Source organism: Geodermatophilus amargosae, from assembly GCF_041028265.1.
GTDB classification, from domain to species: domain Bacteria; phylum Actinomycetota; class Actinomycetes; order Mycobacteriales; family Geodermatophilaceae; genus Geodermatophilus; species Geodermatophilus amargosae_A.
Genome location: NZ_JABGCW010000018.1, coordinates 1 through 13,223 on the forward strand (window position 1 = coordinate 1; position 13,223 = coordinate 13,223).

A 13,223-nucleotide genomic window follows, 5' to 3' on the forward strand; every position below is an offset into this window, starting at 1 on the left:
GAGCCGTCGGAGATCTGCGAGGAGTTGCCGGCGGTGATGACGCCGCCCTCGGGCTTGAACACCGTCTTCAGGGTGCCGAGCTTCTCCACCGTCGACTCGCGGATGCCCTCGTCCTGGCTGACCACGGTGCCGTCGGGCGTGGTCACCGGCGCGATCTGGGCGTCGAAGCGGCCCTCGGCGCGGGCGGCGGCGGCCTTCTCGTGCGAGGCGACCGAGAACTCGTCGCACTGCTGGCGGGACAGGCCCCAGCGCTCGGCGATGGTCTCCGCGCCCAGCCCCTGGTTGATCTTCGCGCCCGCGTAGCGCTCGGCGAACCGGCTGCCGAAGGGATCGGCGTCCTTGCGCGCGGTCCCCATGGGCACCCGGCTCATCGACTCGACCCCGCCGGCCACGACGACGTCGTAGTGGCCGGCGACGAGCCCGGCAGCGGCGAAGTGCACCGACTGCTGGGAGGACCCGCACTGCCGGTCCACGGTCACGCCGGTCACCGTCTCCGGCCAGCCCGCGGCCAGCGCGGCGGTGCGGGCGATGTCGAACGTCTGCTCGCCGACCTGGGACACGCAGCCCCAGATGACGTCCTCGATCTCGGCCGGGTCGACGCCGGCCCGCTCGGCCAGGGACGTGAGGACGTGCGCGGACAGGTCGACCGGGTGCACCCCCGACAGCCCACCGTTGCGCTTGCCCACGGGCGCCCGCACCGCCTCGACGATCACCGCGTCACGCATGTCTGCTCCCCTCGACCAGGTCTGGTTCCCGGCACACTAACCCGCGCTCCCGGCGGCCACGGCAGCCCGGGAGGGACGCCGCAGCAGGAGGGCCGCGGCGAGGGCGGCCAGCAGCGCGGCAGCGAGCCACCCCAGCCCCGCACCGGCCAGCGGCAGCGCCGTCCCCTCGCTCGCCCGGACGACGAGCAGCACGACGGCGACGCCCAGCGCGGTGCCGAGCTGGGCGGCCGTGTTGAGCACCCCGGCCGCGGTCCCCTGCAGCTGCGCGGGGGCGTCGGTGCCGAGCGACGTGGCGGCCACCGAGGACAGCCCGATGCCCAGCCCCGAGACGGCGACCCCGGCCGACACCACCGCCGGCCCCAGCCCCGCCCCGAGCAGCACCGCGGTGCCGGCGGCGATGACGCCCAGGCCGGCCGCGGCGGTCATCCGTGCCGAGGCCGACCGCATCACCCGGGCGGCGAGGGCCGCGCCGATGACGACGCACACGCTGAAGGGCAGCAGCGCCAGACCGGTGGCCGTCGCGCCCAGCCCCTCGCTGCCCTGCAGGTGCAGGGTGGCCACGGTGACCGCCGAGCTCGTCGTCGCGGTGTTGGCCGCCGAGGCGAGCACGCCGCGGCGCAGGCCCGGGTGCCCGACGGCGGCCCGCGGCAGCAGCGGGTCGCGGGCCCGGCGCTCGACGGCGGGCAGGGCCGCCGCGACGGCGAGGCCGCCCACGAGCAGCCCGGCGCCGGCGACCCGGTGCGCGCCGTCCTCGAGCAGCGACGCGCCGGCCACGACCGCCGCCACGGCGACGACGAGCACCGCCGCGCCGGCCAGGTCGAGGGACCCGCCGCGCTCCCGCGGGGTGGGCGGCGCGGTCCGGCGCACGGCGACCGCGAGCAGCACCGCCAGCGGCAGGTTCATCCAGAACAGCACCCGCCACCCGGCGAGGTCGGTGAGCACGCCGCCGAGGACCAGCCCACTGGCGCCGGCGGCCGCCCCGGTGGCGCTCCACGCGGCCAGCGCCCGCCTCCGCGCCCGCCCCTCCTGCGTCGCGGCGGTCAGCAGGCGCAGCGCCGTGGGCACCGAGAGCGCGGCCGCCACGCCCAGGGCGCCGCGGGCGGCCACCAGCACCCCCACCGACGGCGCCACCGCCGCCGCCAGGGACGCCGCCCCGAAGCCGGCCAGCCCGGCCGACAGCACCCGTGCGTGCCCGAACCGGTCGCCCAGGCGGGCCGCGAGCACCAGCAGCGCGCCGAAGAGGACGGCGTAGACGGTCACCACGGGCGTGGCCGCCGACGCGGGCGCGCCGAGGTCGGCCAGCATCGTCGGCAACGCCGCGATCACCAGCGTGGTGCCGAGCACGTCGACGAACTGCACCGCGCAGAGCGGGACCACCGCCGTCATGCTCCGGGGGCTACCCGCCTTCTTCATCGATGAAGCACGCGAGGATGGTCCCGTGCCGCCCGACCGCCCCCGTCCGGGCACCCTCCAGGAGGTGGCCGTGGCGGTCGGCGTCTCGGCCAAGACGGTGTCCAACGCGTTCTCCCGGCCCGACCAGCTCTCCGCCGCGCTGCGCGAGCGGGTCCTGGCCACCGCGCGCCGGCTCGGGTACCCCGGGCCCAACCCACTGGCTGCCGGGCTGCGGCGCGGCCGCGTCGGCGCGATCGGCGTCGCCTACGACAACGGGCTGTCCTACGCCTTCGACGACCCGGTCGCCGTCGCCCTGCTCGCCGGGGTCGCGTCGGCGGCCGAGCCGGCCGGCTCCGGACTGCTGCTGGTGCCCGGCTCCTCGGACCCCGCGCGGCGCCTCGCCGCGGTCGGCGACGCCGTCGTCGACGGGCTGGTCGTGTCCTCCGTCGGCGACGACGACCCGCTGCTGGCGGCCGCGATCGCCCGCGGGCTTCCGCTGGTCGTCGTCGACCAGCCCCGTCCGGACCGGCTCGCCGCGCTCGGGGCGCCGGGGACGCCGTGGGTGGGCGTGGACGACCGCGCCGCCGCGGCGGCCGTGGCCGGGCACCTGCTCGACCTCGGGCACCGGCGGCTGGCCGTCGTCTCCTTCGGGATGTACCGGGACCCGATCACCCCGGGGCTGGTGGACGGGCGGGCGCAGGCGGCCGCCACGTACGCCGTCACCCGTGACCGGCTGGCCGGCTACCGCGACGCCGCACGGCGCGCCGGGCTCGACTGGGCGGGGGTCCCGGTGTTCCACGGCGGCGACAGCACGCCCGGGGTCGGGGAGGCCGGCGCAGACGCCGTCCTGGCCACCGACCCGCGGCCCACGGCGCTGCTGTGCCTGAGCGACCGGCTCGCCGAGGGGGCACTGCGGGCGACGGCGCGGCTGGGCCTGCGGGTGCCCGGCGACCTGTCGGTGGCCGGCTTCGACGACGCCGCGACCGCCGCCGGGCTCGGCCTCACCACCGTCCGCCAGCCGACCCGCGAGAAGGGCCGGGCGGCCGGTCAGGCCCTGCTGGACCTGCTGGCCGGCCGGCCCGGCCCGCCGCCGGCAGCCCTGCCGGCCGGGCTGGTCGTCCGGACGACGACCGGCCCGGCCCCGGCCTCCTAGCGCCCCCGCCAGACCGGCTTGCGGCGCTCGGCGAACGCGGTCGCGCCCTCGCGGGCGTCCTCGGAGGCGAACACCGGCTCGATGAGCGGCTGCTGCTCCGCCCAGGCCTCCTGCGCGGTCCAGTCGGCGGTGCTGCGGGCGATCTGCTTGGTCACCGCGACCGCCAGCGGGCCGTTGGCGGCGATGACCTCGGCCAGGGCGACGGCGGCATCGAGCGCCCCGCCGTCGTCGACGACCCGGTTGACCAACCCGACGGCCGCGGCCCGCTCGGCGTCGACCGGCTGCCCGGTCAGCAGCATCTCCATGGCCACGGCGTAGGGCACCCGCCGCGGCAGGAACAGCGCGGCACCGCCGGCGGCGATCAGCGAGCGGGACACCTCGGGCACGCCGAAGCGCGCCGACCGCCCGGCGACGACGAGGTCGCAGGCCAGGACCAGCTCGAACCCGCCGGCCAGCGCCCACCCCTCGACGGCGGCGACCAGCGGCTTGCGCGGCGGCGTCTGGGTGATCCCGCACAGCCCGCGCCCCTCGATCGAGGGCCGCTCGCCGCGCAGGAACGCCTTGAGGTCCATGCCGGCGGAGAACGTGCCGCCGGCGCCGGTGAGCACCCCGGCGCGCAGGTCGTCGGAGGCGTCGAGCTCGTCGACGGCGGCGGCGACGCCCCGGGCGACCGCGCCGTCCATGGCGTTCTTGGCCTGGGGCCGGTTGATGGTGATCACCTGGACGGCGCCGCGGCGCTCGACCAGGACGGACTCGGTTGAGGGCTCGCTCACTGGTGGGCCTCCTCCTCCGCGGCGCACCGCGGCTCGTGCGTCCCCGTCATCGGGGGCGCGACCACTCGTCCAGCACGGCAGCGGCGTCGGCCGGGCCGGTCGGTGCGGGGGCCGGCGGGGGCGCCGGCGTGCGGGAGAACCGCGGCGCCGGGGCGGCCTGGCGGACGCCGTCGACGTCCACGAGCGTGCCGCGGGCGGTCAGGTGCGGGTGCTCGGCGGCCTCGTCCGACGTCAGGACCGGCGTGACGCAGGCGTCGGTGCCGTCGAAGACGCGCTCCCAGTGCTCCCGCGGGTGCGCGGCGAAGGCGGCGGTGAACAGCTCCCGCAGCCGCGGCCAGCCGCCCGGGTCGGACTGCGCCGGCAGGTCGTCCCCGGCCAGCCCGAGCCCCTCCAGCAGCGCCGCGTAGAACTGCGGCTCCAGCGCGCCGACGGCGACGAAGCGCCCGTCGGCGCAGGCGTAGACGTCGTAGTAGGGCGCGCCGCCGTCGAGGACGTTGGTGCCCGGCCGGTCCGACCACAGCCCCATGCCGCGCATCGACCACAGCATCTGCGAGATCAGCGCGACGCCGTCGACCATGGCGGCGTCGACCACCTGGCCGCGGCCCGAGCGCGACCGCTCGTGCAGCGCGGCGAGGATGCCGACCAGCACCAGCATCGACCCGCCGCCGTAGTCGGCGACCAGGTTCAGCGGCGGGCGGGGCACCGCACCGGGCCGGCCGAGCGCGGCCAGCGTGCCGGTCAGCCCGAGGTAGTTGACGTCGTGGCCGACCCGGTCGGCCCACGGCCCGTCCTGGCCCCACCCGGTCATCCGCGCGTAGACCAGCCCCGGCGCGCGCTCCAGGCAGGCGTCGGGGCCGATGCCCAGCCGCTCGGCCACGCCGGGGCGGAAGACGTCGAGGAACACGTCGGCGTGCGCGGCCAGGCCCAGCACCAGGTCGCGACCCTCGGGCGTCTTGACGTCGACGGCGAGCGAACGCCGGCCGCGCATCACGACGTCGCGGGCGGCCCCGCCCAGCGACAGGCCGCCGGAGGGCCGCTCGACCCGGACGACGTCGGCACCCAGGTCGGCCAGCACCATCGCCGCGTGCGGCCCCGGCCCGATGCCGCCGAGCTCGACCACCCGCAGGCCGGCCAGCGGCCCCCCGCTCACGCCGCGCTCCGCAGGTGCCGGTCGAGGAAGCGCAGGATGCGGACCCAGGCGTCCTCGGCCGACGGCTGGTGGTAGCCGACGCCGACCACCTCCTCCAGCGCGGTGAAGGGCCCGGCGTTGTGCCGGTTGAGGAACGAGTGCCCGGCGTCCGGGTACTCCTTCACGTCGTGCTCGACGCCGAGGCCGGTGAGCACGCGGTCCAGCCGGCCGGCCGCGCCGCGCAGCGCGACGTCGCGGCGGCCGTAGCTGCCCACCACCGGGCAGGCGCCGGCGAGCACCCGCTCGAGGTCGGCGGGCAGCGGTCCGTAGTTGGGCGCGGAGACGTCGAACCCGCGGGTGGCGCCCAGCAGCGCGAACTTCCCGCCCATGCAGAACCCGAGGACCCCGATCCGGCCGGTGCAGTCGTCCCGGCCGGCGAGGAACCGCCGGGCGGCCTCCAGGTCGCCGAAGGCCGGGCCCTCGCCGCGGCTGAGCGACCGGAACGTCGAGCGCAGGCACCGCACCGCGCCACCGGCGGTGAACAGGTCCGGCGCGACGGCGAGGTAGCCGGCCGCGGCCAGCCGGTCGGCGTGCTGGCGGACGTCGTCGGTGAGGCCGAAGACCTCGTGGACGACGACGACGCCGGGCCAGGGCCCCTCGCCCACCGGCGGGACGGCCAGGTGGGCGGACAGCTCCGGCGCGCTCGCGCCGCCGGGGATCAGGGTGGTGGGCAGGTCGGCCTCCCGGGTCGCAGCGGCAGCGCAGGCGGCGCCGACGCTAGCCCGCGGGTGTGGCGCCCGTCGCCCCGGCCCGGTCCTGCCCGGCCGGCGTCGCCACCACCTCCCGCGGGCCGCCGACCTCGTGCCCGGCGGCGCAGCGCAGGGACAGCGACACCGGTGCGCCGCAGTCGCGGTGCGAGAGCTCCAGCGGCGGGGCACCGCCGCCGGCCAGCCACCGGTCGCCCCACTGCATCAGCGCCACCACCGCCGGGTAGAGGTCGCGGCCGCGCTCGGTGAGCCGGTACTCGGAGCGCTGACGGGCGCCCTCGTCGCGGTAGGGCACGCGGACGAGCAGGTCCTGGGCCACCAGCGTGTTCAGCCGGTCGGTGAGCACCGCCTTCGGCGCGCCGAGCGCGCGCTGCAGGTCGGCGAAGCGCCGCACGCCGAGGAACGCCTCGCGCAGCACCAGCAGGCTCCACTTCTCCCCCACCACGGCGAGCGTGCCGGCGACCGAGCAGCGTGCACGGTCGTAACCGTCGGGAGCGGGTGGTGTGTCGGCCGTCACGCGTGCAGCGTAGGTCACGCTGGGTTCGCTTGACGAACCACGCACGCGGGAGGATGGTTGGACATGCAGACCCAGCAGGTCGGAGCCGAGATCGATGTGATCGGCGCCGCACCCGCACGGGCCCGCCGGCGACGACCGGAGGTGGCCGCCGCCGTGGACCGTCACGGACGTGGCGCCACCTGAGAGGGACCCGACATGACCCGCCTGAGCACCGCCCTGGCCACCGCCCGCATCGCCCGCGCCCGCCGCCGCGACGAGCGCGAGCTGCAGCGAGCCTTCGCCACCGCCCCGACGCAGGAGTCGGCGCACGAGATCGCCGCGCTGGCCACCCGCTTCTGAACACCCCGCCGGGTCCGCCCGGCACGTCTCCCCCACAGCCCCGCGGCCCCCGGCCGCGGGGCTGCTCCGTTCCCGGCGGTGGTGTGCGCCACACGCCGCCGTTAGGGTGGCACTGAGTGCCACCGGGGTCGGCCCGGTGGGACGGAGGAACGGAGACGCTCGTGGCGAACGCGTGGTTCGAGACGGTGGCCGAGGCCCAGCGGCGCGCGAAGCGCCGGCTCCCCAAGGGCGTCTACGGCGCCCTGGTGGCCGGGTCGGAGAAGGGCCTGACCGTCGACGACAACATCCGGGCCTTCGAGGAACTGGGCTTCGCGCCGCACACCGCGGGCCTGGCCAACGAGCGCCGGATGGCCACCCGCGTCATGGGCCAGGACGTGTCGATGCCGGTCCTGATCAGCCCCACCGGCGTGCAGGCCGTGCACCCCGACGGCGAGGTCGCCGTCGCCCGCGCGGCGGCCGCCCGCGGCGTGGCGATGGGCCTGTCCTCCTTCGCCAGCAAGCCGGTCGAGGAGGTCGTCGCGGCCAATCCGCAGACCTTCTTCCAGATGTACTGGGTGGGCACCCGCGAGGAGATGCTCGCCCGCATGGACCGGGCCAAGCGCGCCGGCGCCGTCGGCATGATCGCCACCCTCGACTGGTCCTTCGCCTACGGCCGAGACTGGGGCAGCCCGTTCATCCCCGCGAAGATCGACTTCGAGGCCGCCCGCCGCTACGCGCCGCAGGTGCTCATGCGCCCGCGTTGGCTGGCCGCCTTCGCCAGGACCGGCCGCATCCCGGACCTCACCGTCCCCAACATGGTCGCCACCCCCGGCGAGGAGGCGCCCACCTTCTTCGGCGCCTACGGGATGTGGCAGGCCTCCCCCATGCCCGGCTGGGACGACGTCGCCTGGCTGCGCGAGCAGTGGGACGGGCCGTTCATGCTCAAGGGCGTCATGCGCGTCGACGACGCGAAGAAGGCCGTCGACGCCGGCGTCACCGCCATCTCCGTCTCCAACCACGGCGGCAACAACCTCGACGGCACCCCCGCCTCCATCCGCGCGCTGCCGGCGGTGGCCGAGGCCGTCGGCGACCAGGTCGAGGTGCTGCTCGACGGCGGCATCCGCCGCGGCACCGACGTCGCCAAGGCCCTCGCGCTGGGCGCGAAGGCGGTCATGATCGGCCGCGCCTACCTCTGGGGCCTGGCCGCCAACGGGCAGGCCGGCGTCGAGAACGTGCTCGACCTGGTGCGCGACGGCCTCAGCTCCGCGCTCACCGGCCTGGGCCGCGACTCCGTCGCCGACCTGTCCCGCGACGACCTCGTCGTGCCGCCGGGCTTCGAGCGGCGCCTGGGCGTGGAGGGCCCCGACGCGCCGGTCGAGTCCGTCGAGTCGGTCCCCGCGCGCACCCGCCGCAGCCGCAGCGCCTGACCGGGCCGGGGCTCCCCGCGGGGAGCCCCGGTCACGCGCCGGACCGGTCGCTCGTGACGCGCAGCCGACCGCCCGGAGCCGGAAGGGCGGAGGACCGTTGCGCGTTGCACCGACCACGCACCCCCGCGACCCAGGAGTTCCTCCATGCGCATCCCGCTGTCCGTGCTCGACCTCGCACCCGTCGCCCGGGGGGAGACGTACGGCAACAGCATCGCCGCCAGCGTCGCCCTGGCGCAGGCCGCGGAGGAGGCCGGCTACACGCGGGTCTGGTACGCCGAGCACCACAACATGCCGTCGATCGCGTCGTCGGCCACCAGCGTCCTGATCGCGCACGTGGGCGCGCACACCTCGACGATCCGGCTCGGCGCCGGCGGCGTCATGCTGCCCAACCACTCGCCGCTGACGATCGCCGAGCAGTTCGGCACCCTCGAGGCGATGTACCCCGGGCGCATCGACCTCGGCCTGGGCCGCGCGCCCGGCTCGGACCAGAACACCATGTACGCGCTGCGCCGCGACCCCGCCTCCGCCGAGCGGTTCCCCCAGGACGTGCTGGAGCTGCAGGGCTACCTGACGGGGAGGTCGCGGGTGCCCGGCGTGCAGGCGGTCCCCGGCCGCGGGGCGCACGTGCCGCTGTACGTGCTGGGCTCGTCGATGTTCGGCGCGGGTCTCGCCGCCGCCCTCGGTCTGCCCTACGCCTTCGCCTCGCACTTCGCCCCGCAGCTGCTCGAGCCGGCGGTGGCCGCCTACCGGCGCGACTTCCGCCCCTCCGAGCAGCTCGGCGCCCCCCACGTCATCGCCGGGGTCAACGCGGTCGCCGCGGACACCACCGAGGCGGCCCGCGAGGCGCTGGAGACCACGCGCCGCCGGCTGGCCGTCGGGCTCTTCGGCCAGGGCCGCGACCTCGACGACGACGCCGCGGACCTGCTGCTGTCCTCGGGCGCCGGACGGCACGTCGACGGGATGCTCACCCACACCGCCGCCGGCACGCCCGCCGAGGTGCGCGAGGCGCTGGCCGACTTCGCCCGCCTGGCCGACGCCGACGAGCTGATCGTCGCCCACCAGGCGTCCACCACCGAGGCCCGCCTGCGCTCGGTCCGCCTGACCGCCGAGGCGATGGAGTCCGTCCCCGCCTGAGCGGCGGCCTTCGTGGCGCTCATGGCTCCCCCGGGGGGGCCGATGGCGCCACGAAGGCCGCCCGGGCTGTCGGGGTGAGCGAGACCCGGGGGTCCGGGAGACTGCGGACGTGCACGTCGAGACCGTCCTCCTGCTCGTCCTGGCCGCGGTCGCGGTGATCGTGGCGGCCCGCTGGCTGGCCGGCCGCACCGGCCTGCCCGCGGCCGCCCTGCTCACCGTCGCCGGGCTGGTCTACGGGCTGCTGCCCGGACCGAACCTCACGCTCGACCCCGACATCGTCCTCAGCATCCTCATCCCGCCGCTGCTCTACAGCGCCGCGCTGGACTCCTCCCTCATCGCCATCCGCGCCAACATCCGCACCGTCGTCAGCCTCTCGGTGCTGCTGGTCCTGGTCACCGCGCTGGTCATCGGGGCCGGGTTCGCGCTGTGGGTGCCCGGCGCCACGCTCGCCGCCGGCATCGCCCTGGGCGCCGCCGTCGCCCCGCCGGACCCGGTGGCCGCGCTCGCCATCGGCCGCCGGGTGGGGCTGCCACCCCGGCTGACCACGCTCATCCAGGGCGAGGGGCTGCTCAACGACGCGACCGCGCTCACCCTGCTGACCGTCGCGGTCACCTCGGCCCGCGGCGACGGGTTCTCCACCTGGGCGGCCCTCGGCTCGTTCGCGATGGCCGCCGCCGGCGGCGTGGCCGCCGGGCTGGTCGTCGCCTACGGCGTCCGGCCGCTGCGCCGGCTGCGCCGCGATCCGCTCGCGTCCAACACCATCTCCCTGGCCACGCCGTTCGTCGCCTACCTGCTGGCCGAGTCGGTGCACGTGTCGGGGGTGCTCGCCGTCGTCGTCGCCGGGCTGGTGATCGCGCACAACGCGCCCTACTGGACCTCGGGTGCCACCAGGCTGCAGACCGACGCGTCCTGGCGGCTGGTCGACTTCCTGCTCGAGGGCGTCGTGTTCCTGCTCATCGGCCAGCAGCTGCCGGCCGTCATCGGCGGTCTCGGCGCGTACGCGCCGTCCACGGTGGTCGTCGCCGCGCTCATCACCGTGGGTGCGGTGCTGCTGGTCCGGCCGCTGTGGCTGTGGCTCACCGAGCACGCGCCGCAGGCGCTGCACGTGCGGCTGAGCGCCGCCCCGGCCGCCGACGAGGACGACGACCCGAGCACCCCGCCGCGGCAGCTGTCCGGCAAGGAGATCACCGTGCTCAGCTGGGCCGGCACCCGCGGGGTGATCAGCCTGGCCGCCGTCTTCACCATCCCGCTGGTCACCGACAGCGGCGACCCCTTCCCCGACCGCGACCTGCTGCTGTTCTGCGCGTTCCTCGCCGTGCTGGTCACCCTCGTCGGGCAGGGCGCCACGTTCGCGCCGCTGGTGCGCCGGCTGGGACTGCGGGCCGACGCCGCCGACGCCGCCCGGCAGCGCAACCAGGCGCGGATGGCCGCCGTCGAGGCGGGGCTCGCGCGCCTCGACGAGCTGCAGGCCGAGCAGCACGACCACGTCGACGACGCCGCCATCGAGTCGGTGCGCGCCGCGCTGAGCACCCGGCTGGAGCGCTACCGGCGGCGGCTGCAGGTGCTCGAGGACGCCGAGGGCGAGGTGCCGATGTCGCCGCAGTACGAGGCCGCGCTGCGGGTGAGGCGCGCGGTCATCGACGCCGAGCGCGACGAGCTGCTGCGCTGGCGGGACCTCGGCCGGCTGCCCGACGAGGGCCTGCGCACGCTGGAGCGCGAGCTCGACCACCAGGAGAACCTGCTCCCGGCGCGCCCCCTCTGAGCGAGGACCCCCTCCCGGGTCCCCTCGCACGCTCGGGGACGCCCTGGAGGGGCCCGGAGGATGCGGCACGCCCTCCGGGCGCGGCCGACCTCAGAGGCCGGCGCGGGGGACGTCGACCGTCGCGACCTCGATCCGGCCGGCCCGCGGGCCGCCCTCGGCCCAGGTCGGCGCGGTGCAGACGAACAGCGTGCGGCCGTCGGCGCCACCGAGCGTGCAGGCGTAGGACAGCGACCCCGACCCGACGGCGACCCGCCCGGTGACCTCGCCGCCCTCCCGCACGCGCAGCACCTCGGCCGTGCGGGCGGTGGCGAACCAGACGTGTCCCTCGGCGTCGAGGCAGATGCCGTCGGGCGCGAGCCCCGGCGTCCCGGCGAACACCCGGCGGCCCGACAGCGAGCCGTCGCCGGCCACGTCGAAGGCGGTCAGCCGGGCGCCGTAGGTCTCCGCGACGACGAGGGTGCGGCCGTCGTCGGTGAGGGCCATGCCGTTGGGGAAGCGCAGGTCGTCGGCGACGACGGAGGCGGTGCCGTCGGGGTCCACCCGCACCAGCCCGGTGGGCTCGACGGGCGCGCCGCCGACCAGGTCGAAGCCGAAGCTGCCGACGTAGGCCCGCCCCGCGGCGTCGACCACCATGTCGTTGGCGCGCGAGCGGGTCAGGCCGGTGAGGTCGGCGCGCACCACGGGTCCGGCGCCGGTGACCTCGAGCAGCACCCGTCGCGTCATCGCGACGACGAGCAGGGTGCCCTCGGGCGTCCAGCCCAGCCCGGAGGGGGCGTCGTCGAGGTCGAGCACCGTCGCCAGGTCGCCGTCGGGGGTCAGCGACCGCACCCGCCGGTCGTGGAAGTCGGAGAACACCAGCCGGCCCTCGTGCCAGCGCGGGCCCTCCGGGAAGCCGAGGTCGCCGGCCAGCGTCGTCGTCGTCGCGTCCACGGCGGGCAGCGTAGGAGGACCGCACCTCGGGGACGCGACCTCAGGGGCGGTAGCGCGTCTGCCCGTGCGGTCCGCCGAAGGCGAGGACCTTGTCCGGCGCCACCCGGTACACCCGGGCGCCGCCCTCGGTGTCGGCCCCGGAGGAGCCGACCTCCACGAACTCCTGGTCGCGCACCTCGAAGTGCCAGTCCTCGCCGTACTTGGCGTACCAGGCCGCCGCCAGCGCCGCGAGCGCCTCCGGATCGGTCACGCGGACCGCCGTCCCCTCGACGACGACGTCGGTGCCGCTGGACCAGCCGTGTGCACCGGTGCTGCCGGTCGTCACGGCCACGTGCGGGTTCGCGTCGAGGTTGCGCTGCTTCTGCTCGTCGGCGCCGGTGCAGAACGCGAAGGCGCCGTCGTGCCAGACGCCCACGAGCGGCACGGCGTGCGGTCGGCCGTCGGTGCGGACGGTGATGATCCAGTAGAGCTGGGCGTCGGTGAGCAGGCGCTCGATGTCCGCCCACGGGGGTGGGGAGGCCGACGCGTCGCCGTAGCGCGGGTCGATCTGTCCGGTCGTCATGCCGTGTCCGACCCGTCCCGGGAGCGGGACTCATCGGCCGGTCGGCGCCGGCTCACCCCTCGACGGGGCCGGTGCAGGCGAAGAGGAACGCGGGCGGCACGTTCCACGGCGTGACGCGGGTGCGGACGCCGGCGAAGCGGCGGCGCAGCTCCCCGAGCACCAGCGGCGAGTACTGGATGACCAGCGCCGTGCCGCCGGGACGCAGCGCCCGCGGCAGCTGGTCGAGCAGCCGGCGGCGCAGCCCGGCCTCCAGCGAGGTGAACGGCAGCATCGAGACGACGACGTCGGCGCGCTCGCCGCCGAGGTGCGAGCCGAGGTCCTCCGCGGAGTCGCAGACGACCTGCAGCCGGGGGTCGGCGAGGCGCTCGGTCAGCCGGCGGGCCAGCTGCGGGTCGATCTCCACCGCGACCAGGCGGGCGTCGTCGCCGAGCCGGGCGAGGATCTCCCGGGTGGCCACGCCGGTGCCCGCGCCGAGCTCGACGACCAGGTCCGCGGACGGGACGTCGGCCAGGTCGAGCATCGCCCGCACCGCGATCGCGGACGTGGGCAGCACCGCCCCGACCTGGCGGGGGTTGCCGACGAAGGCGCGCAGCAGACGCAGCCCGTCGGTGAGTGCCTGGGGCATCGGTCCTCC

Annotated in this window: 14 protein-coding genes; 5 read left to right on the forward strand and 9 right to left on the reverse strand. The window is 76.8% G+C overall.

The features are described 5' to 3' along the window. Positions 1-725 (reverse strand): thiolase family protein (locus HLV61_RS20055; RefSeq protein ID WP_369258621.1); only part of this gene is annotated, 725 nt, incomplete at its 3' end. 36 nt (positions 726-761) lie between these two features. Next, complete coding sequence (locus HLV61_RS20060) at positions 762-2,111, reverse strand: MFS transporter (protein WP_369258623.1); 1,350 nt, start codon at positions 2,109-2,111, stop codon at positions 762-764. Positions 2,112-2,163: 52 nt separating this feature from the next. Between HLV61_RS20060 and HLV61_RS20065 the strand changes: the two genes are divergently transcribed. Further along, positions 2,164-3,270 carry a LacI family DNA-binding transcriptional regulator gene (locus HLV61_RS20065; protein WP_369258625.1) on the forward strand — a complete coding sequence of 369 codons (1,107 nt, stop codon included), beginning with the start codon at positions 2,164-2,166 and terminating at the stop codon, positions 3,268-3,270. On the opposite strand, the gene HLV61_RS20070 is transcribed toward HLV61_RS20065, so the two are convergent. The 4 genes from HLV61_RS20070 to HLV61_RS20085 all read right to left on the reverse strand — a co-directional run bounded on the left by HLV61_RS20070 (position 3,267) and on the right by HLV61_RS20085 (position 6,456). Beyond that, entirely contained in the window at positions 3,267-4,043 is a 777-nt protein-coding gene (locus HLV61_RS20070) for a crotonase/enoyl-CoA hydratase family protein (protein ID WP_369258627.1), read from the reverse strand. The two genes, HLV61_RS20065 and HLV61_RS20070, sit on opposite strands and share 4 nt — an antisense overlap. 46 nt (positions 4,044-4,089) lie before the next feature. After that, on the reverse strand, positions 4,090-5,193 hold the full coding sequence (locus tag HLV61_RS20075) for a CaiB/BaiF CoA transferase family protein (protein ID WP_369258629.1): 1,104 nt from the start codon (positions 5,191-5,193) through the stop codon (positions 4,090-4,092). After that, the gene (locus HLV61_RS20080) at positions 5,190-5,837 is read right to left on the reverse strand and encodes a dienelactone hydrolase family protein (protein WP_440285159.1); all 648 of its coding nucleotides are present in this window, start codon (positions 5,835-5,837) and stop codon (positions 5,190-5,192) included. The genes HLV61_RS20075 and HLV61_RS20080 overlap by 4 nt, the downstream gene beginning before the upstream one ends. 112 nt (positions 5,838-5,949) lie before the next feature. Beyond that, complete coding sequence (locus HLV61_RS20085; protein ID WP_369258631.1) at positions 5,950-6,456, reverse strand: winged helix-turn-helix transcriptional regulator; 507 nt, start codon at positions 6,454-6,456, stop codon at positions 5,950-5,952. Between the two features lie 195 nt (positions 6,457-6,651). Between HLV61_RS20085 and HLV61_RS20090 the strand changes: the two genes are divergently transcribed. The 4 genes from HLV61_RS20090 to HLV61_RS20105 all read left to right on the forward strand — a co-directional run bounded on the left by HLV61_RS20090 (position 6,652) and on the right by HLV61_RS20105 (position 11,097). Beyond that, positions 6,652-6,795: a hypothetical protein gene (locus tag HLV61_RS20090; RefSeq protein ID WP_369258633.1), complete on the forward strand. Its 144-nt coding sequence runs from the start codon at positions 6,652-6,654 to the stop codon at positions 6,793-6,795. 161 nt (positions 6,796-6,956) lie between these two features. Continuing rightward, entirely contained in the window at positions 6,957-8,201 is a 1,245-nt protein-coding gene (gene mftD / locus HLV61_RS20095) for a pre-mycofactocin synthase MftD (protein WP_369258635.1), read from the forward strand. A gap of 144 nt (positions 8,202-8,345) precedes the next feature. Beyond that, entirely contained in the window at positions 8,346-9,335 is a 990-nt protein-coding gene (locus tag HLV61_RS20100; RefSeq protein ID WP_369258637.1) for an LLM class flavin-dependent oxidoreductase, read from the forward strand. A gap of 109 nt (positions 9,336-9,444) precedes the next feature. After that, positions 9,445-11,097, forward strand: coding sequence for a Na+/H+ antiporter (locus tag HLV61_RS20105; RefSeq protein WP_369258639.1), 1,653 nt, complete (start codon positions 9,445-9,447; stop codon positions 11,095-11,097). A 90-nt stretch (positions 11,098-11,187) separates the two neighbouring features. Here the strand turns inward: HLV61_RS20105 and HLV61_RS20110 are convergent, their stop codons facing one another. From HLV61_RS20110 to HLV61_RS20120, 3 genes are read right to left on the reverse strand one after another with little or no spacing between them, the layout of a single operon-like run. Next, the gene (locus tag HLV61_RS20110; RefSeq protein ID WP_369258641.1) at positions 11,188-12,027 is read right to left on the reverse strand and encodes an SMP-30/gluconolactonase/LRE family protein; all 840 of its coding nucleotides are present in this window, start codon (positions 12,025-12,027) and stop codon (positions 11,188-11,190) included. Between the two features lie 40 nt (positions 12,028-12,067). Beyond that, positions 12,068-12,589, reverse strand: a complete 522-nt coding sequence (locus HLV61_RS20115; protein WP_369258643.1) for a pyridoxamine 5'-phosphate oxidase family protein — start codon at positions 12,587-12,589, stop codon at positions 12,068-12,070. 52 nt (positions 12,590-12,641) lie between these two features. Then, positions 12,642-13,214: a class I SAM-dependent methyltransferase gene (locus tag HLV61_RS20120; protein ID WP_369258645.1), complete on the reverse strand. Its 573-nt coding sequence runs from the start codon at positions 13,212-13,214 to the stop codon at positions 12,642-12,644. Between the last annotated feature and the right edge of the window lie 9 nt (positions 13,215-13,223).